Below are 23,106 nucleotides of genomic sequence, written 5' to 3'. Positions count from 1 at the left end.
AATTTAAAAAGGTGTATTAAAAAAAGCCGCTTAACCAACCCGTCCAGATATTTGTGAAAAGGAGGAAACCATGAAAACTTACGATCGTAACCGTAACGCTATCTCAACAGGCAGCATGGTTATGGTGGCCGGCAATGGCGCGACGGGCGTCATTAAAGCCATTCACGGAGAAGGTAAAACGGCGGAACAGTTACGCCGTGCTGATTGCGTGGAAATAGAAGGCTGCGACGGTTTGTATTGCCCCTTAGGCCTTATTCGCCTCGGTTTTCATTAATTAACCCAATGGTGGCGTGTGGCAGCGGCTGTCGCCACCCTGCGTAATATGAAAGGTCACCCGGTGACCTTTCATTTTGCCGTCAATAATATTCCTTTTGATCCCATCGAGTGTTTTGTCTTTATAAGCGGCGTATTATCCCTCCCTTCTTTGCCCTCCGGGTGATTTACCTTCTGAGTTCAGAGGCTGTTACATGACATGGCAACAATTTAAACAGGCGTATCTGATTAAGTTCTGGGCGCCGGCCCCCGCGGTTATCGCCGCCGGTATTCTCTCCACCTATTATTTCGGTATTACCGGCACCTTCTGGGCCGTGACCGGCGAATTTACCCGCTGGGGCGGGCAGCTATTGCAGCTGGCTGGCATCCACGCCGAACAATGGGGTTATTACAAACTGATTCATCTCGACGGTACGCCGTTAACCCGGATCGACGGCATGATGATTATCGGCATGTTCGGCGGCTGTTTTGCCGCCGCTCTGTGGGCCAACAACGTCAAACTACGCCTGCCGCGCAGCCGGATCCGTATCATTCAGGCGGTAGCCGGCGGGATCATTGCCGGGTTCGGCGCCCGGCTGGCGATGGGTTGTAATCTGGCCGCCTTTTTTACCGGGATCCCTCAGTTTTCGCTGCATGCCTGGTTTTTTGCCATCGCCACGGCTATCGGTAGCTGGTTTGGCGCGCGCTTTACCCTGCTGCCCATTTTTCGTATCCCGGTGAAGATGCAGAAAGTCTCTGCCGCCTCGCCATTAACGCAAAAACCGGCCCAGGCGCGGCGCCGTTTTCGCTTAGGCATAGTGGTGTTTCTGGCCATGATTGCCTGGGGGTTGCTCACCGCGGCCAATCAACCGAAGCTCGGTCTGGCAATGCTGTTTGGCGTCGGATTCGGCCTGCTGATCGAGCGCGCGCAAATCTGCTTTACCTCGGCATTCCGCGATATGTGGATTACCGGGCGTACCTATATGGCCAAAGCGATTATCTTTGGGATGGCGGCGAGTGCGATCGGCATTTTCAGCTATGTGCAGCTCGGCATGGAGCCCAAAATCATGTGGGCCGGTCCTAATGCGGTCATCGGCGGCCTGCTGTTTGGTTTTGGTATCGTACTCGCCGGCGGCTGTGAAACCGGCTGGATGTATCGCGCCGTGGAAGGTCAGGTTCACTACTGGTGGGTGGGGCTGGGCAACGTTATCGGTTCAACGATTCTGGCCTACTTTTGGGATGATTTATCACCGGCGCTGGCCACCCGCTGGGATAAAGTTAACCTGCTGACCACCTTCGGTCCCTTTGGCGGCCTGCTGGTGACCTATCTGCTGTTATTTATCGCGCTGATGCTGGTTATCGTCTGGGAAAAGCGTTTTTTCCGTCAGAAAGCCGCCGCGCTGGCCAATATTAAGGAAACCGCATGAAAACGATCGTCCCTGATTATCGTCTCGACATGGTAGGCGAGCCCTGCCCCTATCCGGCCGTTGCGACCCTCGAGGCGATGCCTTCGCTAAAGAAAGGGGAAATTCTGGAAGTAGTGAGCGATTGTCCGCAGTCGATCAATAACATTCCGCAGGATGCCAGAAACTACGGCTACACGGTGCTGGAGATTCAGCAGGACGGTCCAACTATCCGTTATCTGATTCAGAAATAGGGATTGATTCAGGCCGGGAGCGGGGTTACCCGTTACCGGCCTGGCGGAGTGGGTATAAGCCTGCACCCTTTCCCCATCAGGAGCCTGAACCAAACCGCGGGCAATCGCGCTCCGCGGCGTCGTTTCACCGCATCCTGCCAGCAGGAGCGCCAACACGAGCAACAGGAACGCTTTCATCTGTTTCTCCCGGCTTATTCCCTGTCTCTTCCAACAGGCTTTCAGCAGGCCTGATTTTGAGCATGGCTGAAAGCCTGAGGAGTATAGCCGCGCCGGCAAACGAGGGGCTACCAGCCTTTTACCGCATCCCCTTTGTAAAGCGCGGCGGCGGCGGCGGCCACTTCATCCGTCTGATAGGCCTTAACCAGATTTTTCACCTTTTCGCTGTCTTTATTGTCAATGCGGCTGGCGAAGATATTGACGTATGGCGAGTTTTTATCTTCCACAAACAGCCCATTACGGGTGGGTGAAAGGCCGACCTGGCTGGAAAAGGTGGTATTAATCACCGCGAGGCTTATTTTCTGATCGTCGAGGGCACGCGTAAGCTGCGGCGCTTCAATCTCGACGATTTTCAACCGTTTGGGATTCTTAATGATATCTAAAGCGGTAGGCAGTAAACCCACCCCGTCCTTGAGCGTAATCAGCCCCTGTTTTTGCAGTAACAGCAACGAGCGGCCCAGGTTGGTCGGATCGTTCGGCACGGCAACCTGCGCACCGTCAGGCAAGGCGTCAATTGAGTCTATTTTTTTCGAGTATGCCGCTATCGGATAGACGAACGTTGTCCCCACCTCGGTCAGCTTATAGCCCCGCTCCTCGATCTGCTTATCAAGATACGGTTTATGCTGGAAGGCGTTGATGTCCAGATCGCCATTGTTGAGCGCTTCATTCGGCAGCACGAAGTCGTTAAAGGTGACGACCTCAACGTCGAGGTTGTACTTCTCTTTCGCCACCTTTTGCACCACCGACCACACCTGCTGATCGATACCCGCGCTAATACCGACTTTGATATGATTGGGGTCCTGCCCGGCGGGGCCGCAGGCGGTCAGCAAAACGGAGCTGGCGACTGCCAGCGAAACCACAAATTTCTTTAGAGTGAATACCATATTCCCAGGGTCCTTTTAAAAATAGCCTGCCATTCATTGCAGGAAAAGTAGCGCCTGGAACTATAGAAAATCCCATCAGTAAAATTAAATACTGATTCACTATGATTAATAGCATTTTGCTATGAGCGTTCACCCGCGCCCGGGGGGGCACTCCCCACGCAGGATGAGACAAAAATGACCGCGTGACCAGGATAGCCCCGGGCGGCGCCTTCTTTTGCGCAACGCCTTGTTCAGATGACGTTATCCATCGCTGATTGCAGAATACGAAAAATGGATAAAACAACTCCCCTCAGCATTATTTAATTCAGTTGAACCTCACCGCGATGTTTTTTAATGATAACGGTTCGTGTAGCACCGCCCCTCTCTTTCGCGGTCATAACGACCATGCTGGTAAAATATCAACAGCTGCCGGCAATAGCTCAGGTGAACGGTATATCCAGTAAAAAACCGCCGGTGGGCGGTTTAGTAAGAGAAAATGGTTTTATTTATCACATCCCTGTTACCCGCCTGGTATTATTCGCATCCAGTGCTTGCTCCATCTTGCTGAAAACCGACTCATTTTCTCCTGAAACATCCCATCATCAGAGCCGCACTGCGTGAATGCCCGGCCCTGACAGCATCTGATGATTAAATTTCAGATAAAAACGGGATCATTTACTTTTGATTTTTTGCCGGTTTTTTAGCGTTGTCATGATTTTTTCTGTCCTGTTCCTTAGACTTGTCTGTTGAGATATTTGAATAATTGCGTTTCATGGCTAACTCCATTATTTTTTACAGCGATTTGCTGTTAATCAAGCATAGGGTCACTTAACAATTTCAACAAGCGGGGCGGGAGCACCTTTCAGGCGCTATGGCGGTAGCCTGTTCATTTCATAGTATATTATAATTGCCCCTTACAATTATTTTACATGGCTCCGGATAAGAATATATTTGACCATCTATGGCCGATGGTTATTTTCGCCAGCGGCGATTTTCAATCGCGCATCGCCAGGGGCCGCAATCTTAAACCACAACGGCAATACCGGCGGCACGCAGCAAGGGCGTAAGACGCCGCCGCTCGCGGAGGCGTGATAAACAGCGGGAAAGGGTATGCTGCGCTCAATCTTAAAAAGCGCTGAGCGCCTCCGTCAGACTCCCAGATGCTTGTATCAAATGGATTTTTCAATACTTTTAAACAGTTATGCGCATGTTGTATAATAGTGTGCACTTTAACTAAAAAAGAGTGCGACCATGATTGATTCGACTTTGCCATTAACCGACATTCACCGCCATCTTGACGGCAACATCCGGGCCCAAACCATTCTCGATCTTGGCCGCCAGTTCAATATCGCACTTCCGGCAACCACGCTTGATACCCTGCTCCCGCACGTACAGGTCACCAGTAATGACCCCGACCTGGTGAGTTTTCTCGCCAGGCTGGATTGGGGGGTGAAGGTGCTGGCGTCGCTGGAAGCTTGCCGCCGCGTCGCGTACGAAAACGTTGAAGATGCGGCGCGTAACGGCCTGCACTATGTCGAACTGCGCTTTTCGCCGCGTTATATGGCGATGACCCACCAGCTACCGGTAGATGGGGTGGTCGAAGCGGTAATTGCCGGCGTCCGCGAAGGTAGCCGCGATTTTAACGTCGAAGCCCGCCTGATCGGTATTCTGAGCCGTACCTTTGGTGAAGCGGCCTGTCAGCAGGAGCTGGAGGCGCTCCTCGCCCATCGCGATGAGATTACCGCCCTGGATCTGGCGGGTGACGAACTTGGTTTTCCAGGCAATCTGTTTCTGGACCACTTTACGCTTGCCCGCGATGCCGGCTGGCGCATCACCGTTCACGCGGGTGAAGCGGCCGGCCCGGAGAGTATCTGGCAGGCGATTCGGGAACTGGGAGCCGAACGTATCGGACACGGCGTAAAAGCAGTACAGGATCCGGCGCTGATGGATTACCTCGCCGAAAAACGCATTGGTATTGAATCCTGCCTGACCTCGAATATTCAGACCAGCACCGTGGCTTCCCTGGCCCAACACCCGTTGAAAACCTTCCTGCAACACGGCATCCTGGCGTCGATTAATACCGACGATCCGGCGGTACAGGGTATCGATATTATTCATGAGTACACCGTTGCCGCACCGGCGGCCGGTCTCAGCCGCGATCAGATTCGCCAGGCGCAAATCAATGGCCTCGAACTGGCATTTCTGAGTAACCAGGAAAAAGCCGCGCTGATCGAACGCGTTAAGCAGGCCTGAGTTTCAGCCCGGCAGCGCAACTGCCGGGCTGTCCAACGTCAAATCAGACACAGGGTTGCGCGGTGCTTTGCCGATTCGAGGCCCAGTTCAATCAACTCCATTATCTGAATCGCCTGGCTGGCCGGTACCGGATTGTCGCCGCTCCCGTTCAGCGCATCGCGTATCGCCGCGTAATAGGCGGGATAGTTGCCCGGTAAAGTTAACCAGTTCTCCGCGCTACGATCTTCACCCTCCACGCGCGTCAATACGCCATCACGCATATCGTACCCCCAGTCTTCCTGCGGCAGGCGCTCGCCGTTTTTCAGCCGCGCCTCCTGCGGATCGAGCCCATATTTAACGTAGCTGGCGCGCGATCCGTGCACGATGTAGCGTGCGGTTTCCGCCGCCGCCAGCAGCGTGGCGTGCAGCACCACCCGCCGCTGCGGATAGGCCAGCACCGCGTGAAAATAGTCGGTGGATTGCGCCCCCGGGCGCAATTGCGCTAAATCGACGGTCATGCTGACCGGTAAACCAAACAGATTGACCGCCTGGTCGAGCAGATGCGGGCCGAGATCGTACCAGATACCGCTACCCGGACCGCCTTGTTCACGCCAGCGGTTACGTACCTGCGGGCGATAGCGATCGAAGTGCGATTCGAAATAGCACACCTCCCCCAATAGCCCTTCGGTAATCAACGCCTTCACCGTTAAAAAATCGCTATCCCAACGCCGGTTGTGGAAAACGGAAAGCAGCCGACCGCAACGTTTAGCGATAGCCTCCAGCTCGCGAGCCTGTGACAGTGTCACGGTAAATGGTTTATCGACCACGACATGTTTGCCCGCCTCCAGCGCGGCCTTCGCCAGCGGAAAGTGGGTATCGTTCGGGGTGGGAATCACAATCAGGTCAATACCGGCATCATTGAATAACCGGTCCGGTTGCGAAACAACGCGTACCGTGGGCCAATCCGCGAGAACTTTACTCTCGTCACTGCTGGATACCGCCGCCAGGATCATTCCCGGCGTCCCGCTGATTAACGGCGCATGAAAAGTTTTACTGGCGTACCCGTACCCGATAATCCCTACCCTGATATTGTCGCTCATCTTGCCACCCCGCTTTCGCATTCGACTTTTGCCACCCTATAACTATACGACCCATTTGATTTATTAGCTTTTCTAATGATTTTAACTGTCCACTTTTTCAGCAGCCGTAAAAATGTCGCCGGGTAGCACTTGCGTTACCCCTCCCATTGAGTAACATTTAGCTCTGTTTTAACTTTTAATTTCAGAATTATGACCAACGTTTTCAACAGAATTGTAGAACTTATCGGTTGGGTTGTTTTCGGCGTTTCGGCCCTGCTTTTGGTTATCGCTCATCATATTGATAACTACCAGTCCCCGCCTCCGGCTAATGTTGTCCAGACAACCAGCCTCTCCCATTAGTCTGTCAGCCGTCTCTGACGCGAAAAAGTGACCTGCTTCGCAAGTCTGCAACCGGTTTCAGAGACCGGTTTCAGACTTGCGAAGGCATTCATTACACTCTCTTTATCATTCGATAAGGAGTTTTTCATGGCCGCATTTCCGCAAAATTTTCTATGGGGCGCCGCCACCGCCGCCTATCAGGTTGAAGGCGGGCACGACGCCGACGGTAAAGGTCCGTCGATCTGGGATATCTACGCCCATCAACCGGGAGCGACCTTCCAGAACACCAATGGCGACGTTGCTGTCGATCATTACCATCGCTTTCGTGAAGACGTCGCGCTGATGGCTGAAATGGGTCTGCAGAGCTACCGATTTTCCATCTCCTGGCCCCGCCTGCTGCCGCAGGGACGCGGAGAAGTTAACGAAGCCGGCGTTCGGTTTTATAGCGATTTAATCGACGAACTGCTGGCGCATAATATCGAGCCGATGATTACGCTCTATCATTGGGATCTGCCGCAGGCGTTACAGGATGAAGGCGGCTGGGAAGCGCGGAGCACCGCCGAGGCTTTCGCCGAATATGCTCGTCTGTGTTACGCACGCTACGGCTCACGGGTGAAGCTGTGGGCGACGTTTAATGAAACCCTTGTTTTCATCGGCCATGGCTATATTAACGGTTGCCATCCTCCCGCGGTCCGCGACCCGGCGCGTGCCATCCAGGCCTGCCACCACGTCTTCATCGCCCACGCGCTGGCGGTAAAAGACTTTCGCCAAACCGGCATTAGCGGCGAGATTGGTTTCGTCAACGTTCTGCAACCCCATACCCCGCTTACCCCCAGCGAAGAAGATCGCCAGGCCACCGCCATGGCGGACGCGATCCACACCCACTGGTTATACGATCCGGTTTTGACCGGTCATTATCCCGCCGACCTGCTCCGGCAAACGCAAGCCCTGTGGGACGTCCCGCGCTTTGCGCCAGGCGATGACGCGCTGCTGCGTGAAAACCGCTGTGATTTCATCGGCCTTAACTACTATCGCCGCGAAACGGTCTCCGCGCAGCCGCAGGAGGGGTCAAGCGGGGGCGAACCCGGTGTTGAAGGGCTGTTCTATTTCGTGCGCAATCCGCAAAGCACCTATACCGAATGGGGTTGGGAAATTTGGCCGCAGGGTTTAACCGATGGCATTATGATGATCAAGGAACGCTATGGCGATATCCCCATTTACATCACCGAAAATGGGTTAGGCGCCAAAGACCCCATTATTGATGGCGAAGTCGTTGACGACCCGCGTATTGATTATCTCAGCAGCCACATTCGCGCGTTGGAAAACGCGTTAGCCGCCGGGGCCGATGTCCGCGGTTATTATCCCTGGTCCTTTATTGACCTCCTGAGCTGGCTGAACGGCTACCAAAAACAGTACGGCTTTGTGTATGTCGATCATCAGCAAGATCGCGCCCGTAAACGAAAAAAGAGCTTTTTTTGGTATCAAAACGTTATTGCCAGCCGGGGCGAACAGCGTTAATCTTCTCTTCCAGGCGCCGTCCGGCGCCTGATTCAGCTATAGAATATTCTTAAATTTCTTGTGACTACGCCAGGAATGAAATGAGTTCTTGTCTTTAGTATTTACAACCGAAATAATTCCGCCAGGTCCGTTAAGAAGGCACCGTTAGTTGAACGCAGGTTTACTGAAAAGTTGATATTATTCGACTTATTATTCCGATTATAAAATGGAAACGCCAATGACCGTCCAGGACTACTTATTAAAATTTCGTAAAATCAGTTCGCTTGAAAGCCTTGAAAAACTTTTTGACCACCTTAACTATTCTCTGACCGACACAGCCGAAATCGTCAACATGTATCGCGCCGCTGATCATCGCCGGGCAGAGCTGGTTTCTGGCGGTAAATTGTTCGATGTCGGGCAGGTTCCTAAATCCGTGTGGCGTTACGTGCAATAAATACTGTTATCATCCATGCCAGTTGCTTATACTCCCGCTCTTAATTTTCATCGAATCCGGGAGAAATAATGTCTTCTCACTCTGCAGAACGCATCGGCGGATGGCTGCTGGCGCCGCTGGCATGGCTACTGGTTGCACTGCTTAGCACCTCGCTGTCGCTGCTGATTTTTGCTAATGCGCTGATGTCCTCCCAGACTTTCGCTCTGTTGAAAGCCATGAGCGCCGGGCATCTCCTGCTGTGGGTCGGGTCGCTGCTGTTTGCTGTCGCGATGTGGTATTATACCCTGTGGTTGACAATCGCCTTTTTCAAACGGCGCACCGTTGTCCCGAAACACTATATTATCTGGTTACTTATCTCGCTGCTGCTGGCAATAAAGTCGTTTGCTTTTTCGCCGATTTCAGACGTTCTGGCTCTGCGTCAGCTGCTGTTCCCGCTTCTCGCGGCGGCGCTGTTGGTACCCTACTTCAAACGTTCCGAACGGGTTAAACGCACCTTCGTGAATTTGTAATAACCACACAGTTAACCTGTTGTCGCCGGTATTGATTTATTCGATAATAGGCGGCTTTTTCTGTTTTCAGGTCGGGTAGATGGCTGATTATTTACTGCTCTTTATTGGTACTGTCCTCGTTAACAACTTCGTGCTGGTGAAGTTTCTTGGATTGTGCCCGTTTATGGGGGTTTCCAAAAAACTGGAAACCGCTATGGGGATGGGACTGGCCACCACGTTTGTGATGACGCTGGCCTCAATCTGCGCCTGGCTGATTGATACCTGGATCCTCATCCCGCTGAACCTGGTCTATTTGCGCACGCTGGCCTTTATCCTGGTCATCGCGGTGGTGGTGCAATTCACCGAAATGGTGGTGCGTAAAACAAGCCCGGCGCTGTATCGTCTGTTAGGCATCTTCTTGCCGCTGATCACCACCAACTGTGCGGTTCTCGGCGTCGCGCTGCTCAATATTAACCTCGGGCATAACTTCTTACAGTCCGCGCTGTACGGCTTTGCCGCCGCGGTCGGCTTCTCGTTGGTCATGGTTCTGTTCGCGGCGATTCGTGAACGTCTGGTGGTGGCGGATGTCCCCGCGCCGTTTCGCGGTAACGCCATTGCCCTGGTGACCGCAGGTTTGATGTCATTGGCATTTATGGGCTTTAGCGGTTTGGTGAAGTTGTAATATGAGCGCTGTGTGGATTGCCGTCATTGCCATTAGCCTGCTCGGGCTGATTTTTGGCTTGATTCTGGGATATGCCGCCCGCCGTTTTGAGGTGGAGGATGACCCGGTCGTTGAAAAAGTCGATCAACTCCTGCCGCAAAGTCAGTGCGGTCAGTGCGGCTACCCCGGCTGCCGCCCGTACGCGGAAGCCGTCGGCCAACAGGGTGAGAAAATCAACCGTTGCGCCCCCGGAGGCGAAGCGGTGATGTTAAAAATTGCCGCCCTGTTGAACGTCGACCCGCAGCCTATCGATGGCGATGAGCAAGAGCTGGAGCCGGTTCGCATGCTCGCGGTTATTGATGAAAAGAACTGCATCGGGTGCACAAAATGTATTCAGGCCTGTCCTGTCGATGCCATTGTCGGCGCCACCCGCGCAATGCACACCGTGGTGAGCGATCTCTGTACCGGCTGCAATCTTTGCGTCGCGCCCTGCCCGACGCAATGTATCGAAATGGTCCCGGTCGCGACGACCACTGAAAACTGGAAGTGGGACCTGCACACTATTCCGGTACGCAATATTCCTGTGGAACAACATGTTTAAGTTATTTTCCGCGTTCAGAAAAGACAAAGTCTGGGACTTCAACGGTGGGATTCATCCGCCGGAAATGAAAAGCCAGTCTAACGGTACGCCGCTGCGCCAGGTTTCACTCCCGCAGCGGCTGGTGATCCCGTTAAAGCAGCATATCGGCGCTGAGGGTGAACTCTGCGTCCAGCCTGGCGACCGCGTACTGCGCGGCCAGCCGTTAACCCGCGGCTGGGGGAGAATGCTGCCGGTGCACGCGCCGACCTCCGGGATCGTCAGCGCCATCGCGCCGCATTCCACCGCCCACCCTTCGGCGCTGGCAGAAATGAGCATCATCATTGATGCCGATGGTGAAGACCGGTGGATTGAACGTGACGGCTGGAGCCAGTACCTGCTGAAAACCCGCGAAGAGCTGATTGAACGCATCCACCAGTTTGGCGTCGCCGGGCTTGGCGGCGCTGGCTTCCCGACCGGAACAAAGCTGCGCGGCGGCGGCGACAAGATTGAAACCTTAATCATTAACGCCGCCGAGTGCGAACCCTATATTACCGCCGACGATCGGCTGATGCAGGATTGCGCTGCGCAGATTATCGACGGCATTCGCATCCTTGCGCATATCTTACAACCGAGCCAGGTGCTGATCGGTATTGAGGATAATAAACCGCAGGCGATTTCGATGCTGCGGGCGGTGCTGAGTGATGCCCATGGCATCGACCTGCGGGTCATTCCGACGAAATACCCCTCCGGCGGCGCGAAGCAGCTCACCCAGATCCTCACCGGCAAGCAGGTCCCCCACGGCGGGCGTTCCTCCGATATCGGCGTCCTGATGCAAAACGTCGGCACCGCCTATGCCGTCAAACGTGCGGTTATCGATGGTGAACCGCTGACTGAACGCGTGGTGACGTTAACCGGGGAAGCGGTGACCCGTCCGGGTAATGTCTGGGCGCGGCTGGGAACGCCGGTCCGCCACCTGCTGGAAGATGCCGGTTTTTGCCCGAGCGCCGAACAGATGGTCATTATGGGAGGGCCTCTGATGGGCTTTACCCTGCCGTGGCTTGACGTGCCGGTGGTGAAAATTACCAACTGTCTGCTGGCCCCGTCGGCCAGCGAAATGGGCGAGGCCGAAGAAGAAAAAGGGTGTATCCGCTGCAGCGCCTGCGCCGATGCCTGCCCTGCCGACCTGCTCCCACAGCAGCTGTACTGGTTTAGCAAAGGCCAGCAGCACGATAAGGCGACCAGCCATAATCTGGCCGACTGTATTGAGTGCGGCGCCTGCGCCTGGGTGTGCCCGAGTAATATTCCGCTGGTGCAGTATTTCCGCCAGGAAAAAGCGGAGATTGCGGCGATCCGTCAGGAAGAGCAACGCGCTGCGGAAGCCAAAGCGCGCTTTGAAGCTCGTCAGGCGCGCCTGGAGCGCGATAAAGCCGCGCGTCTGGAACGCCATAAACAGTCCGCCGCGCAACCGGCAGCGAAAGATCAGGATGCGATTAATGCCGCCCTGGCGCGCGTGCGCGAGAAACAGCGCGATGCCGCACAGCCGATCGTTGTCCAGGCCGGTGCGAAGCCGGATAACAGCGAAGCTATCGCCGCACGTGAAGCGCGTAAAGCCGAAGCGCGCGCGCGCAAGCTAGCGCAGCAGACTCCGGATATCGGGCCATCGACCGGTGAAGCCGTCGACCCGCGCAAAGCCGCAGTTGACGCCGCTATCGCCCGCGCGAAGGCCCGCAAAGCCGCACAGCAGGCGGCGACGCAGGCTGAGCCACCGCCGGCCGCGGAAGCCGTCGACCCGCGTAAAGCCGCCGTTGACGCCGCTATCGCCCGCGCGAAGGCCCGTAAAGCCGAACAGCAGGCGGCGGCGCAGGTTGAGCCACCGCCGGCCGCGGAAGCCGTCGACCCGCGTAAAGCCGCCGTTGACGCCGCTATCGCCCGCGCGAAGGCCCGCAAAGCCGCACAGCAGGCGGCGACGCAGGTTGAGCCACCGCCGGCCGCGGAAGCCGTCGACCCGCGTAAAGCCGCCGTTGACGCCGCTATCGCCCGTGCGAAGGCCCGCAAGGTAGAACAACAACAAACAATGACCCGGTCAATCGCCAACGACGATGACGCGCGCAAAGCCGCCGTCGCCGAAGCAATCGCCCGCGTTCAGGCCAGGAAAGCATCCCGGCAGGCAGTCAACGAGGATTAAATGGTTTTCAGAATCGCAAGTTCCCCTTATACCCACAACCAGCGCCAGACATCGCGCATTATGCTGCTGGTTCTGCTTGCCGCCGTGCCCGGCATTGTGGTTCAGACCTGGTTCTTTGGCTGGGGCACCGTGCTGCAGGTGATCCTGGCGGCCTTAAGCGCCTGGGGAGCAGAAGCCGCTATCCTCAAACTGCGTAAACAGCATGTCTCCGCCCTGCTTGCCGATAACTCAGCGCTGCTGACCGGTCTGCTGCTGGCAATCAGTATTCCGCCGCTGGCCCCCTGGTGGATGGTCGTTTTAGGCACCGCTTTCGCGGTGATTATCGCTAAACAGCTGTATGGCGGCCTGGGTCATAACCCGTTTAATCCGGCGATGATTGGGTACGTCGTGCTACTGATCTCGTTCCCGGTCCAGATGACCTCCTGGCTGCCGCCGCATGAAATCGCCGCCACCGTCCCAGGCTTTACCGATGCTTTGCGGGTGATCTTCACCGGCCACACCGCCGCCGGCGGTGACATGAACGCGCTGCGCATGAGCGTCGACGGTATCAGCCAGGCTACGCCGTTAGACACCTTTAAAACCTCGCTCCATGCCGGACATGAGGTGAACGAGATCCTGCAGTATCCAATCTACGGCGGCGCGCTGGCCGGCCTTGGCTGGCAGTGGGTCAACATCGCCTATCTGGTCGGCGGGCTGTTTTTGCTTTGGCAGAAAACCATTCGCTGGCATATACCGGTCAGCTTCCTGCTGAGCCTGGCCATTTGTGCCACGCTCGGCTGGCTGTTTTCGCCGCAAAGCCTCGCGGCCCCACAGATCCACCTGCTCTCCGGCGCCACAATGCTGGGCGCATTCTTTATTTTAACCGACCCGGTCACCGCCTCCACGACCAACCGCGGCCGCTTGATTTTTGGCGCGCTGGCCGGTTTGCTGGTCTGGCTAATCCGCAGTTTCGGCGGCTATCCTGATGGTGTGGCCTTCGCTGTACTGCTGGCGAACATTACCGTTCCGCTGATCGATTACTACACGCGTCCGCGCGTCTATGGCCACCGCTGAGGACCGATGATGTTAAAAAGCATGCGCAAACACGGCGTCACGCTGGCACTCTTTGCCGCGGGTTCCACCGGATTAACTGCGGCCATCAACGAGCTGACAAAATCAACGATTGATGAGCAGGCCGCGATCCAGCAAAAAGCGTTATTCAATCAGGTTCTGCCAGCAGACCTTTATAATAACGATCTGCTGAAAAGCTGTTATCTGGTCACTGCCCCGCCTCTCGGTAAAGGGCAGCATAAGGTCTGGATTGCCAAAAATAACGACACGCCGGTGGGTGCCGTCATGGAAACCACGGCGCCAGACGGTTACTCCGGCGCGATTCAGCTGCTGGTCGCCGCCGATTTTAAAGGTACCGTGCTCGGTACTCGTGTCACCGAGCATCATGAAACCCCAGGACTAGGGGATAAAATAGAGTTACGCCTGTCGGACTGGATAACCCATTTTGCCGGTAAGATTATCAAGGGCCCCGGCGACAGCCACTGGGCGGTCAAAAAAGACGGCGGTGATTTTGATCAGTTTACCGGGGCTACTATTACCCCGCGCGCGGTGGTCAACGCCGTTAAGCGTGCCGGTTTGTACGCCCAAACGCTGCCCGCGCAGATTCCCGAATTCACCGCCTGCGGAGACTAGACCATGAGCGAAGTAAAAGACGTGATTGTTCAGGGGTTGTGGAAAAACAACTCCGCGCTGGTACAGCTGTTAGGCATGTGCCCCCTGCTTGCGGTCACCTCTACCGCTACCAATGCGCTGGGGTTGGGGCTTGCCACAACGCTGGTCCTGACGCTGACTAACCTGACTATCTCCAGCCTGCGCCGCTGGACGCCGGCTGAGATCCGTATTCCGATTTACGTCATGATCATCGCCTCGGTGGTGAGCGTCGTACAGATGCTGATTAACGCCTATGCGTTTGGTCTGTATCAGTCGCTGGGGATTTTTATCCCGCTGATCGTGACCAACTGTATCGTGGTCGGGCGCGCCGAAGCCTTCGCTGCCAAAAAAGGGCCGGCCCTGTCGGCGCTGGATGGTTTTTCCATCGGTATGGGAGCGACCTGCGCCATGTTTGTGCTGGGCTCCCTGCGCGAAATCATCGGCAACGGCACGCTGTTTGATGGCGCAGATAGCCTGCTGGGCAGTTGGGCCAAAGTGCTGCGCATTGAAGTCTTCCATACCGATACGCCGTTCCTGCTGGCGATGCTGCCCCCGGGGGCATTTATTGGCCTGGGCATGATGCTGGCGGTAAAATACCTCATTGATGAACGCACTAAACAGCGTAAAGCCAAAGCAGTGGATACGCCGCTCGCCGCACCGGCGGATGCCGCAGGGAAAATTCCAGGATGAATAAGAGCAAGCGTCTGGAAATACTGACCCGGCTGCGGGATAACAACCCGCATCCAACGACGGAACTTCATTTCAGTTCACCGTTCGAGTTATTGATTGCCGTCTTACTCTCGGCTCAGGCCACCGACGTCAGCGTGAATAAAGCCACTGCCAGGCTGTACCCGGTCGCGAATACCCCGGCCGCCATGCTGGAACTGGGCGTTGATGGCGTCAAATCGTATATCAAGACCATCGGGCTGTTTAACAGCAAGGCGGAAAATGTCATCAAAACCTGTCGGATCCTGCTTGAGCAACATCAGGGCGAAGTCCCGGAAGATCGGGCCGCGCTGGAAGCGCTGCCGGGCGTGGGTCGAAAAACCGCAAACGTGGTATTAAACACCGCTTTCGGCTGGCCGACGATTGCCGTCGACACGCATATTTTCCGCGTTTGCAACCGTACGCAGTTTGCCCCCGGCAAGAACGTTGAACAGGTGGAAGAAAAGCTCTTAAAGGTGGTGCCGGCTGAGTTCAAAGTCGACTGCCACCACTGGCTGATCCTCCACGGACGATACACCTGTATCGCCCGCAAGCCCCGCTGTGGCTCCTGCCTGATTGAAGATCTTTGTGAGTTTAAAGAGAAGGTCTATCCGTAACCTCAAAACAGAATCATTACCCTGATTGTGGTAATGGTTCTGCTCATTACCGGCCCATCCTGTGTTTAACACCGCTATCTCTTCATCCTCCAGTACAATTAACCGCCCATATAACGTACAGCCAGGTTAATCATTTTTTGCAGCGAAAAAATTTCTATACATTTGTGATCCAGATCATCCATGCAACGCAATGTTAAATCATTGTTGCATTAATGATAAAAAAAGCCAGTGTTTCCAATAGCTGAGAGACAATCACCAGGACAATACCCCAACTTTTTTTAGGATTATGGGCTATATAACTATGTTCAAGGCTTATTAGCAGAATATATCGCCTTTGCGCCTTACCCTGCGGTTCCCGGCAGACAAAAATATCACCAATAACTAAAAGGTGAAATTTAACTCTGTATAACATTTGAATGACTGGCGTATTATAACGCCTGAAAGATATGTAACAGAGTATTACAAAACTCTTGCCTGAAGGGACAGGATAGTGAACATTACTTCCCGTTTTCCCTCCAGAATAACTATAAAGGCGGCGGTCTTGCCAGATTGCGCCCCGAACACCCCCCGTTAATATGGGATGTAAAAAAAGAGGTATATGTGTCAACTGCAAACAATAAACCAGCAGAAAGCGTGAGTCTGAACGCTTTCAAACAACCGAAATCGTTCTACCTGATCTTCTCGATCGAATTATGGGAGCGTTTTGGTTATTACGGCCTGCAAGGGATCATGGCCGTTTACCTGGTAAAACAGCTGGGTATGTCGGAAGCGGATTCTATTACACTCTTCTCCTCCTTCAGCGCACTGGTTTATGGCCTCGTGGCTATTGGCGGCTGGCTGGGCGATAAAGTGCTTGGCACCAAACGTGTCATTATGCTGGGAACCGTCGTTCTGGCTATCGGCTATGCGCTGGTCGCCTGGTCCGGTCATGATGCGGCTATCGTTTATATGGGTATGGCGACCATTGCCGTCGGTAACGGCCTGTTTAAGGCTAACCCGTCGTCCCTGCTGTCTACCTGCTATGCGAAAGATGACCCGCGTCTTGATGGCGCATTTACCATGTACTACATGTCCATCAACATCGGCTCGTTCTTCTCCATGCTGGCAACTCCGTGGCTGGCCGCGAAGTTCGGCTGGAGCATCGCCTTCTCCCTGAGCTTTGTCGGTATGCTGATCACGCTGGTGAACTTCATGTTCTGCAAAAAATGGGTGAAAGACTACGGCTCCAAACCAGACTTTGCGCCGGTTCATTTCGGCAAGCTGCTGGCGACTATCGTCGGCGTGGTCATCCTGGTGGTGATTGCGACCTGGCTGCTGCATAACCAGGGTATTGCGCGTATGGTGCTGGGTGTGGTGGCGCTGGGCATCGTGATTATCTTTGCGAAAGAAGCTATCGCCATGAAAGGCGCGGCGCGTCGTAAGATGATTGTCGCCTTCGTGCTGATGGTGCAGGCGATCGTCTTCTTCGTGCTCTATAGCCAGATGCCGACCTCGCTGAACTTCTTCGCTATCCGCAACGTTGAGCATGCTATTCTCGGCATCAGCTTCCAGCCGGAGCAGTTCCAGGCGCTGAACCCGTTCTGGATTATGGTTGGTAGCCCGATTCTGGCCGCAATCTATAACAAGATGGGCGACCGTCTGCCGATGCCGCACAAATTCGCTATCGGTATGGTGCTGTGTTCACTGGCCTTCCTCGTACTGCCGCTGGGTGCGAAGTTTGCCACCGATGCCGGCATCGTTTCCGTTAACTGGCTGATTCTGAGCTACGCGCTGCAGAGTATCGGCGAGCTGATGATCTCTGGTCTGGGTCTGGCGATGGTGGCTCAGCTGGTACCACAGCGTCTGATGGGCTTCATCATGGGTAGCTGGTTCCTGACTACCGCCGGCGCGGCTATCATCGCCGGTAAAGTGGCGAACCTGATGGCGGTACCGGATAACGTCACTGACCCGCTGCAGTCGCTGGCCGTATATGGTCATGTCTTCCTGCAGATTGGTATTGCGACCGCCATTATCGCCGTGCTGATGTTTGCTACCGCACCGAAACTGAATCGCATGACCCAGGATGACGACGCCGTCGCCAAAGTACGCGACACGGCAACCGCCTAAGCGCTCCGGGAAAACCAATAAATTTAAGCCGCTAACCTTTTGTTAGCGGCTTTTTTTTTACCCCCGGGGGGACTAACATACAGAAAACTGCAGCCACGAGGAGTTACTGATGAAACTGTTCTACAAACCCGGCGCGTGTTCCCTTGCTTCACACATTGCCCTGCGCGAAAGCGGACTGGACTTCACATTGCAAGGCGTTGATCTGGCGAATAAACGTCTGGAAAATGGTGATGATTACCTGCTGATCAACCCCAAAGGACAGGTTCCGGCGCTGCTGCTTGACGACGAAATCTTGTTAACGGAAGGCGTCGCGATTATGCAATATATTGCCGACCTCGTGCCGGACCGTCAGCTGCTGGCGCCGGTGGGCACCATTGCTCGTTACCAGACGCTGGAGTGGTTAAACTACGTCGCCACAGAGCTGCATAAAGGCTTTTCTCCGCTGTTCCGCGCGGATACCCCGGAAGATTACAAAGCTACCGCTCGCGCGCTGCTGGAGAAGAAACTGCAGTATATTGATAAGGCGCTGGAGGAAAAACAGTGGCTGAACGGGCATCGTTTTACCATTGCTGATGGCTACCTGTTTACCGTGCTGCGCTGGGGCTATGGCGTGAAGTTGAAGATGGCGGAATATCGCAACATCGAAGCGTGGATGAAACATGTTGCCGCGCGTCCGGCGGTTGCCGCGGCGCTGGCTGCGGAAGGTCTGAAGTCAATCTGAACCCTTTGCCCGGCGCTGAGGCCGGGCAAATCCCCCCTTACAGCTGGGTGGCGCTAAAGTAGTGCTCCGGCCGGGCGATACGGTCCTGTGCCGCCACCACCTGCAGCTCATACTCCTGCATATTTTTGGTGGCCAACATAATCTCATACACCGCCGCGGTGACATGTTCCAGCGCATCGCGCAGGCTCGCGCCCTGCAGTAGCTTCACTAACAGCAAACCGCTGGTGACATCGCCGACGCCCACCGGCTGACGCAGGCCAAAATCCACCAGCGGGCGGCTGATGTGCCAGGCTTCGTCATGCGTCACGAGCAGCATTTCAAAACGGTCCATACTCAAACCGGCACGGGAAAGATGTTTAACCAGCACCACCTGCGGCCCCTGCGCGATCAGCTCACGCGCGGCAGCCACGGCTTCGCTGACATTCGCCACCGGATGGCCGCAGAGGATCTCCAGTTCAACCAGGTTCGGCGCAACGATGTCGCTTGCTGGTAGCGCATAGCGGACATGAAACTCCGCCACGCCGGGGGCGACGATACAGCCCTTTTCCGGGTGGCCCATCACCGGGTCGCAAAAATATTTTGCCGCTGGGTTGGCCGCCTTCACCTGACGCACAATGCCAAGAATATGCTCACCCTGTTCGGCAGAACCCAGGTAGCCGGTCAATACCGCGTCACAGCGCTGGAGCTGATCGATATCCGCAATCCCCTGAACGATTTCGCTCAGATGCGCAGGCGGCATCACGCAACCGGTCCATTTCCCGTACTGGGTATGGTTGGAGAACTGTACGGTATTAAGGGGCCAGACGTTCGCGCCAAGGCGGCGCATCGGAAACTCGGCGGCACTATTGCCGGCATGGCCAAACACAACGTGAGACTGGATGGCGAGGATATTCTTCATCTTAGGTACCTGACAGCAAAAAATAAGGGGCGTGGTTTCCCACGCCCCTGCCTTTACGCAATTACTTCCAGCAAACCAGACAGTAATTTTTCTTACCGCGACGCAATAAGGTGTAGCGACCGAACAGCCGGTCGCCATCGGTAAACACATATTCCGGGTCAGACTGTTTTTCGCCGTTGATGGTCACCGCATTGGAAGCGATGGTTTTACGCGCCTGGCCGCGGGACGGCTGCAGCTCGGAATCCACCAGCGCCTGCATCAGGTCTGCGCCTTTTTCCATTTCAATCATCGGCACGCCGTCCTGGGCCAGCTGTTCAAAATCGGCTTCGCTCAGATCGCTCAGGTTGCCGTTAAACAGGCTTGCGGTGATGCGTTTTGCCGCGACCAGACCTTCCTCGCCGTGGACCAGGCGGGTCACCTGCTCCGCCAGCACGTACTGCGCCCGCGGCGCTTTACCGCTGTTTTTGTCTTCTTCTTCCAGGGCATTGATCTCTTCAATGTCCATAAAGGTGAAGAACTTCAGGAAGCGATAAACATCCGCATCCGCGGTGTTGATCCAGAACTGATAGAATTTGTACGGGCTGGTTTTCTTCGGATCCAGCCAGACGGCGCCGCCCTCGGTCTTACCGAACTTGGTGCCATCCGCTTTGGTGATCAGCGGAACGGTCAGACCAAACACCTGGTTCTGATGCAGACGACGGGTCAGATCGATACCGGAGGTGATGTTACCCCACTGATCGGAACCGCCAATCTGCAGCGCGACGCCGTGCAGCTTGTTCAGACACGCGAAGTCGTAACCCTGCAGCAGGTTATAGGAGAACTCGGTAAACGAGATGCCCTGATCGTCACGGTTCAGACGCTGCTTCACCGCTTCTTTGTTGATCATCTGGTTGACGGAGAAGTGCTTGCCGATATCACGCAGGAAAGTCAGCACGTTCATGCCGCCGAACCAGTCGTAGTTATTCGCGGCAATCGCCGAGTTGTCACCGCAATCAAAGTCGAGGAACGGCGCGACCTGTTTGCGAATTTTATCTACCCACTCCTGCACGGTATCTTCGGTGTTCAGTTTACGCTCGGCGGCTTTAAAGCTCGGGTCACCAATCAGACCGGTCGCACCGCCCACCAGCGCCACAGGCTTATGGCCTGCCTGCTGGAAGCGTTTCAGGCATAACAATGGAACAAGATGCCCCAAATGCAAGCTGTCAGCGGTAGGATCGAAGCCGCAATAGAGCGCGATCGGGCCTTGCGCCAGTCGCTCTGCTAACGCTTCCTCGTCCGTCACCTGGGCTACCAGCCCCCGCTCTTGCAATTGTTTAATCAAGTTACTGCTTGCCATCAAATTCTCCATGTATAAAACGACTGCACCTTTGCCGGTACACGACTTTTCGCCAGACGCGAAAAAAAACAGCTATGCAAAATCATACAGGCTGCATTACGGCGGCAGGCGTGGCTCAACCGGGCAATGTCCGGGAAAATCAGGCACAGCCAGCCAGGAAGCAGCGTGATGAATGAATCCTATAGAATAAAGCGCCAGCCCATCCAGCACCAGCGCTTAGCACAACAAATTTCATGGATTAGGGGGCCAGGCGATCGATTTTCCATGCGTCATTGTCACGCTGGTACAAAAAACGATCGTGCAGGCGGTGTTCACCGCCCTGCCAGAACTCCATCTGCTCAATATTGACGCGGAATCCGCCCCAGAAGCTCGGCAGAGGCACTTCGCCCTGCTGGAACTTCTGCTTCAGTTCGAGGAATTTGCTTTCAAGAATGCCGCGGGCGGAGATGCGGGTAGACTGCTGAGAGACCCAGGCGCCGATCTGGCTATCGCGCGGGCGGCTATGGAAATATTTGACCACTTCCAGCGTCGACAGACGCTCCGCTTTGCCCGTCACCATCACCTGACGCTCCAGCATATGCCACGGGAAGAGCAGGCTCACGCGCGGATTGTGTTCAATCTGGCGGGCTTTACGGCTGCCGAGGTTGGTATAAAACACCAGCCCTTTCTCGTCATAGTGCTTAAGCAGAACGATACGCTGGTAGGGCTGACCGTTTTCATCAACGGTCGCGACGACCATCGCCGTCGGGTCGGCCAGGCGGGCGTCACACGCTTGCCTGAGCCAACGCTCAAACAGCGCCAGCGGTTCGGCGGGAAGATCGTGGCGACGCAGACCGCCACGGGTATACTCTCGGCGCAGATGCGCGATTTGCTGCAATTCGTCGTTATCAGACATGGCCATTGAGAAAAGAGTCTTCGGGTGGCGTCATTGTGCGCCCCCGGGACAGAAATCTCAACGTTTGGCCGTCTGCAGCTGACAGTTTTCCAGCACCACGCGATCCCGTTTGTAGACGGTGGCGCTGTCGCCTTTCGACCAGAAGACATACACCCCGTCGGTGTAACGCGCGCCTGACGCCGACAGCCCCTGTTGCAGATTCAGCTGCTGATTGTCGTAAATGAAACTGGCCATCTGGCGGGTGTTGTTAATATGTACGGTCAACGGTTTCTGATCGCACTGATACTCCAGCGTATCCGTCTGCATGCGCTCGACAAACTGGTTGTAGTAGCTACAGCCCGCCAGCATAAAAGGTACAACAGCGATAAGGATTTTTTTCATTCGTTTGCCTTCGACTTTCCCGGTCCAGGGGAGCATGTCGCCCCCCGTTAACTTGATCCAGTCTACCGGTTAATAAAAAACAAGGGTTTCAGTTAACTCTGATTCTGCGGCGGATTGGCGGGGAAAATGGCCCCGAGGATAGAGGCTTCAGATGCGCCGGTGACCGACGGCAGGTTGCCGGGTAAGCCGGACATCGTCCGCCAGGCCAGCCAGGCAAAAGCCAACGCTTCCATGTCATCGCCGCTGATCCCCGCCGCATCGGTGGTTGCGACCTCGGTACCCGGCAGCAGCGCCGCCAGACGCGACATCAGCAGCGGATTACGCGCCCCGCCGCCGCATACCAGCAGGCGTTCACAGCCGCCGCTCAGCAGCACCTGTTCAGCGATCGTCACGGCGGTCAGTTCCGCCAGCGTGGCCTGTACATCCTGCGGTCGCAGCCCGGGATAGCGGGCCAGATGGTGCTCCAGCCAGCCATAGTTGAAATACTCGCGCCCGGTACTTTTTGGCGCCGGGAGGGCAAACCACGGGTCGCTCAGCATATTTTGCAGCAGCGGCAACAGAACCTTGCCTTCGCTGGCCCAGCGGGCATCTTTATCATACGCTTTGCCGCATTGGCGCCAGATCCAGGCATCCATCAGCATATTGCCCGGCCCGGTGTCATAACCGCGTACCGGCACGCCCGGCGCCAGCAGCGACAGATTAGCGATCCCGCCGATGTTGAGCACCATCCGTCGCTCAACCGGGTGCGCCAGCAGGGCATGGTGGAAAGCAGGCACCAGCGGCGCGCCCTGGCCGCCCAGAGCGATATCGCGGCGGCGAAAATCGCCGACCACCGTCACGCCGGTATGAGCGGCAATCTGGTTATTATCCCCGATTTGCAGCGTATTCGGCGCCTCGCCGGTCGGCTCATGCCACACCGTCTGTCCGTGGCAACCAATGGCGATAATGTCCGCGGCCTGCAAATTCTCCTGACGCATCAGCGCGAGGACCGCTTCAGCGAACAGCCGCCCCAGACGCGTATCAAGGCGACCCAGCTGCGATAATGTCAGCGGCTGTCCCTGGCAAATAGCCAGAATGTCTTCTTTTAATGTCACGGGGATGGGGTACGACAGGCTCGCCTGCTGAGCGACCACGTTTTCGTTTATTGCGGCGAGAACAACATCAATACCATCAAGGCTGGTGCCGGACATGACGCCGATAAAGTGACCTGATTTCATACGCTTTCCTTCATTCCATGACCCTC

Annotated in this window: 25 protein-coding genes; 18 read left to right on the top strand and 7 right to left on the bottom strand. The window is 55.5% G+C overall.

Annotation, left to right across the window (positions count from 1 at the left end; translation table 11 throughout):
* Positions 1-70: 70 nt before the first annotated feature.
* The 3 genes from ydfZ to yedF all read left to right on the top strand — a co-directional run bounded on the left by ydfZ (position 71) and on the right by yedF (position 1,909).
* Positions 71-274, top strand: a complete 204-nt coding sequence (gene ydfZ, locus ACI2JR_RS21745) for a putative selenium delivery protein YdfZ (RefSeq protein WP_132730816.1) — start codon at positions 71-73, stop codon at positions 272-274.
* 193 nt (positions 275-467) lie between these two features.
* Positions 468-1,679 (top strand): selenium metabolism membrane protein YedE/FdhT, encoded by a 1,212-nt coding sequence (gene yedE, locus ACI2JR_RS21740; protein ID WP_462479453.1) that lies wholly within the window; start codon positions 468-470, stop codon positions 1,677-1,679.
* Positions 1,676-1,909, top strand: coding sequence for a sulfurtransferase-like selenium metabolism protein YedF (yedF, locus tag ACI2JR_RS21735; protein ID WP_132730814.1), 234 nt, complete (start codon positions 1,676-1,678; stop codon positions 1,907-1,909). Before yedE ends, yedF begins: the two co-directional genes overlap by 4 nt.
* A gap of 284 nt (positions 1,910-2,193) precedes the next feature.
* On the opposite strand, the gene metQ is transcribed toward yedF, so the two are convergent.
* Positions 2,194-3,009, bottom strand: a complete 816-nt coding sequence (gene metQ, locus ACI2JR_RS21730) for a methionine ABC transporter substrate-binding lipoprotein MetQ (RefSeq protein ID WP_132730813.1) — start codon at positions 3,007-3,009, stop codon at positions 2,194-2,196.
* 333 nt (positions 3,010-3,342) lie between these two features.
* Between metQ and ACI2JR_RS21725 the strand changes: the two genes are divergently transcribed.
* Together ACI2JR_RS21725 and add are read left to right on the top strand one after the other, a co-directional pair.
* Positions 3,343-3,609 carry a hypothetical protein gene (locus ACI2JR_RS21725; RefSeq protein WP_462479452.1) on the top strand — a complete coding sequence of 89 codons (267 nt, stop codon included), beginning with the start codon at positions 3,343-3,345 and terminating at the stop codon, positions 3,607-3,609.
* Positions 3,610-4,239: 630 nt separating this feature from the next.
* Positions 4,240-5,241 (top strand): adenosine deaminase, encoded by a 1,002-nt coding sequence (gene add, locus ACI2JR_RS21720; RefSeq protein ID WP_132730811.1) that lies wholly within the window; start codon positions 4,240-4,242, stop codon positions 5,239-5,241.
* A 38-nt stretch (positions 5,242-5,279) separates the two neighbouring features.
* Here the strand turns inward: add and ACI2JR_RS21715 are convergent, their stop codons facing one another.
* Entirely contained in the window at positions 5,280-6,320 is a 1,041-nt protein-coding gene (locus ACI2JR_RS21715; protein WP_462479451.1) for an oxidoreductase, read from the bottom strand.
* 189 nt (positions 6,321-6,509) lie between these two features.
* Between ACI2JR_RS21715 and blr the strand changes: the two genes are divergently transcribed.
* From blr to gstA, 13 genes are all read left to right on the top strand, one after another.
* Positions 6,510-6,659: a division septum protein Blr gene (blr, locus tag ACI2JR_RS21710; protein WP_132730809.1), complete on the top strand. Its 150-nt coding sequence runs from the start codon at positions 6,510-6,512 to the stop codon at positions 6,657-6,659.
* Positions 6,660-6,785: 126 nt separating this feature from the next.
* Entirely contained in the window at positions 6,786-8,156 is a 1,371-nt protein-coding gene (locus tag ACI2JR_RS21705; RefSeq protein ID WP_132730808.1) for a GH1 family beta-glucosidase, read from the top strand.
* Between the two features lie 217 nt (positions 8,157-8,373).
* Positions 8,374-8,589, top strand: a complete 216-nt coding sequence (gene ydgT / locus ACI2JR_RS21700; protein ID WP_032687419.1) for a transcription modulator YdgT — start codon at positions 8,374-8,376, stop codon at positions 8,587-8,589.
* 68 nt (positions 8,590-8,657) lie between these two features.
* Entirely contained in the window at positions 8,658-9,098 is a 441-nt protein-coding gene (locus tag ACI2JR_RS21695) for a DUF2569 domain-containing protein (RefSeq protein ID WP_132730807.1), read from the top strand.
* A gap of 79 nt (positions 9,099-9,177) precedes the next feature.
* Positions 9,178-9,759: an electron transport complex subunit RsxA gene (gene rsxA / locus ACI2JR_RS21690; RefSeq protein ID WP_025710820.1), complete on the top strand. Its 582-nt coding sequence runs from the start codon at positions 9,178-9,180 to the stop codon at positions 9,757-9,759.
* Between the two features lies 1 nt (position 9,760).
* Entirely contained in the window at positions 9,761-10,339 is a 579-nt protein-coding gene (rsxB, locus tag ACI2JR_RS21685) for an electron transport complex subunit RsxB (RefSeq protein ID WP_132730806.1), read from the top strand.
* Complete coding sequence (rsxC, locus tag ACI2JR_RS21680) at positions 10,332-12,503, top strand: electron transport complex subunit RsxC (protein ID WP_462479450.1); 2,172 nt, start codon at positions 10,332-10,334, stop codon at positions 12,501-12,503. The genes rsxB and rsxC overlap by 8 nt, the downstream gene beginning before the upstream one ends.
* The gene (rsxD, locus tag ACI2JR_RS21675) at positions 12,504-13,556 is read left to right on the top strand and encodes an electron transport complex subunit RsxD (protein WP_462479449.1); all 1,053 of its coding nucleotides are present in this window, start codon (positions 12,504-12,506) and stop codon (positions 13,554-13,556) included.
* A 9-nt stretch (positions 13,557-13,565) separates the two neighbouring features.
* Positions 13,566-14,186, top strand: a complete 621-nt coding sequence (rsxG, locus tag ACI2JR_RS21670; RefSeq protein ID WP_132730836.1) for an electron transport complex subunit RsxG — start codon at positions 13,566-13,568, stop codon at positions 14,184-14,186.
* A 3-nt stretch (positions 14,187-14,189) separates the two neighbouring features.
* Positions 14,190-14,894 carry an electron transport complex subunit E gene (locus ACI2JR_RS21665; RefSeq protein ID WP_132730803.1) on the top strand — a complete coding sequence of 235 codons (705 nt, stop codon included), beginning with the start codon at positions 14,190-14,192 and terminating at the stop codon, positions 14,892-14,894.
* Complete coding sequence (gene nth, locus ACI2JR_RS21660; RefSeq protein ID WP_462479448.1) at positions 14,891-15,526, top strand: endonuclease III; 636 nt, start codon at positions 14,891-14,893, stop codon at positions 15,524-15,526. The genes ACI2JR_RS21665 and nth overlap by 4 nt, the downstream gene beginning before the upstream one ends.
* 600 nt (positions 15,527-16,126) lie before the next feature.
* Entirely contained in the window at positions 16,127-17,632 is a 1,506-nt protein-coding gene (gene dtpA, locus ACI2JR_RS21655) for a dipeptide/tripeptide permease DtpA (RefSeq protein ID WP_462479447.1), read from the top strand.
* Between the two features lie 109 nt (positions 17,633-17,741).
* Entirely contained in the window at positions 17,742-18,353 is a 612-nt protein-coding gene (gene gstA / locus ACI2JR_RS21650) for a glutathione transferase GstA (protein ID WP_132730800.1), read from the top strand.
* Between the two features lie 37 nt (positions 18,354-18,390).
* On the opposite strand, the gene pdxY is transcribed toward gstA, so the two are convergent.
* The 5 genes from pdxY to anmK form a co-directional block, all read right to left on the bottom strand.
* The gene (gene pdxY / locus ACI2JR_RS21645; RefSeq protein WP_132730799.1) at positions 18,391-19,251 is read right to left on the bottom strand and encodes a pyridoxal kinase PdxY; all 861 of its coding nucleotides are present in this window, start codon (positions 19,249-19,251) and stop codon (positions 18,391-18,393) included.
* 61 nt (positions 19,252-19,312) lie between these two features.
* Positions 19,313-20,587, bottom strand: a complete 1,275-nt coding sequence (tyrS, locus tag ACI2JR_RS21640) for a tyrosine--tRNA ligase (protein ID WP_132730798.1) — start codon at positions 20,585-20,587, stop codon at positions 19,313-19,315.
* Between the two features lie 238 nt (positions 20,588-20,825).
* Positions 20,826-21,482, bottom strand: a complete 657-nt coding sequence (pdxH, locus tag ACI2JR_RS21635; RefSeq protein WP_132730834.1) for a pyridoxamine 5'-phosphate oxidase — start codon at positions 21,480-21,482, stop codon at positions 20,826-20,828.
* Between the two features lie 57 nt (positions 21,483-21,539).
* Positions 21,540-21,863, bottom strand: coding sequence for a C-type lysozyme inhibitor (mliC, locus tag ACI2JR_RS21630; protein WP_132730797.1), 324 nt, complete (start codon positions 21,861-21,863; stop codon positions 21,540-21,542).
* Positions 21,864-21,955: 92 nt separating this feature from the next.
* Positions 21,956-23,080: an anhydro-N-acetylmuramic acid kinase gene (gene anmK / locus ACI2JR_RS21625; RefSeq protein WP_462479446.1), complete on the bottom strand. Its 1,125-nt coding sequence runs from the start codon at positions 23,078-23,080 to the stop codon at positions 21,956-21,958.
* Positions 23,081-23,106: the final 26 nt, after the last annotated feature.

The sequence above is a fragment of the Klebsiella sp. NPDC088457 genome, assembly GCF_044900465.1.
Taxonomy (GTDB): Bacteria; Pseudomonadota; Gammaproteobacteria; order Enterobacterales; family Enterobacteriaceae; genus Klebsiella.
Note: the sequence above shows the minus strand (reverse complement) of the source record. Positions and strands in the feature narration are given on the sequence as shown.

What these genes read in the sequence shown, in the direction of transcription:
- yedF (WP_132730814.1), top strand. Translation starts at nt 1,676, where the DNA reads ATGAAAACGATCGTCCCTGATTATCGTCTCGACATGGTAGGCGAGCCC.
- yedE (WP_462479453.1), top strand. Translation starts at nt 468, where the DNA reads ATGACATGGCAACAATTTAAACAGGCGTATCTGATTAAGTTCTGGGCG.
- ydfZ (WP_132730816.1), top strand. Translation starts at nt 71, where the DNA reads ATGAAAACTTACGATCGTAACCGTAACGCTATCTCAACAGGCAGCATG.
- mliC (WP_132730797.1), bottom strand. Translation starts at nt 21,863, where the DNA reads ATGAAAAAAATCCTTATCGCTGTTGTACCTTTTATGCTGGCGGGCTGT.
- gstA (WP_132730800.1), top strand. Translation starts at nt 17,742, where the DNA reads ATGAAACTGTTCTACAAACCCGGCGCGTGTTCCCTTGCTTCACACATT.
- ACI2JR_RS21715 (WP_462479451.1), bottom strand. Translation starts at nt 6,320, where the DNA reads ATGAGCGACAATATCAGGGTAGGGATTATCGGGTACGGGTACGCCAGT.
- add (WP_132730811.1), top strand. Translation starts at nt 4,240, where the DNA reads ATGATTGATTCGACTTTGCCATTAACCGACATTCACCGCCATCTTGAC.
- ACI2JR_RS21695 (WP_132730807.1), top strand. Translation starts at nt 8,658, where the DNA reads ATGTCTTCTCACTCTGCAGAACGCATCGGCGGATGGCTGCTGGCGCCG.
- tyrS (WP_132730798.1), bottom strand. Translation starts at nt 20,587, where the DNA reads ATGGCAAGCAGTAACTTGATTAAACAATTGCAAGAGCGGGGGCTGGTA.
- rsxA (WP_025710820.1), top strand. Translation starts at nt 9,178, where the DNA reads ATGGCTGATTATTTACTGCTCTTTATTGGTACTGTCCTCGTTAACAAC.
- rsxD (WP_462479449.1), top strand. Translation starts at nt 12,504, where the DNA reads ATGGTTTTCAGAATCGCAAGTTCCCCTTATACCCACAACCAGCGCCAG.
- pdxY (WP_132730799.1), bottom strand. Translation starts at nt 19,251, where the DNA reads ATGAAGAATATCCTCGCCATCCAGTCTCACGTTGTGTTTGGCCATGCC.
- metQ (WP_132730813.1), bottom strand. Translation starts at nt 3,009, where the DNA reads ATGGTATTCACTCTAAAGAAATTTGTGGTTTCGCTGGCAGTCGCCAGC.
- ydgT (WP_032687419.1), top strand. Translation starts at nt 8,374, where the DNA reads ATGACCGTCCAGGACTACTTATTAAAATTTCGTAAAATCAGTTCGCTT.
- pdxH (WP_132730834.1), bottom strand. Translation starts at nt 21,482, where the DNA reads ATGTCTGATAACGACGAATTGCAGCAAATCGCGCATCTGCGCCGAGAG.
- ACI2JR_RS21725 (WP_462479452.1), top strand. Translation starts at nt 3,343, where the DNA reads ATGATAACGGTTCGTGTAGCACCGCCCCTCTCTTTCGCGGTCATAACG.
- rsxG (WP_132730836.1), top strand. Translation starts at nt 13,566, where the DNA reads ATGTTAAAAAGCATGCGCAAACACGGCGTCACGCTGGCACTCTTTGCC.
- rsxB (WP_132730806.1), top strand. Translation starts at nt 9,761, where the DNA reads ATGAGCGCTGTGTGGATTGCCGTCATTGCCATTAGCCTGCTCGGGCTG.
- rsxC (WP_462479450.1), top strand. Translation starts at nt 10,332, where the DNA reads ATGTTTAAGTTATTTTCCGCGTTCAGAAAAGACAAAGTCTGGGACTTC.
- blr (WP_132730809.1), top strand. Translation starts at nt 6,510, where the DNA reads ATGACCAACGTTTTCAACAGAATTGTAGAACTTATCGGTTGGGTTGTT.
- anmK (WP_462479446.1), bottom strand. Translation starts at nt 23,080, where the DNA reads ATGAAATCAGGTCACTTTATCGGCGTCATGTCCGGCACCAGCCTTGAT.
- ACI2JR_RS21665 (WP_132730803.1), top strand. Translation starts at nt 14,190, where the DNA reads ATGAGCGAAGTAAAAGACGTGATTGTTCAGGGGTTGTGGAAAAACAAC.
- nth (WP_462479448.1), top strand. Translation starts at nt 14,891, where the DNA reads ATGAATAAGAGCAAGCGTCTGGAAATACTGACCCGGCTGCGGGATAAC.
- ACI2JR_RS21705 (WP_132730808.1), top strand. Translation starts at nt 6,786, where the DNA reads ATGGCCGCATTTCCGCAAAATTTTCTATGGGGCGCCGCCACCGCCGCC.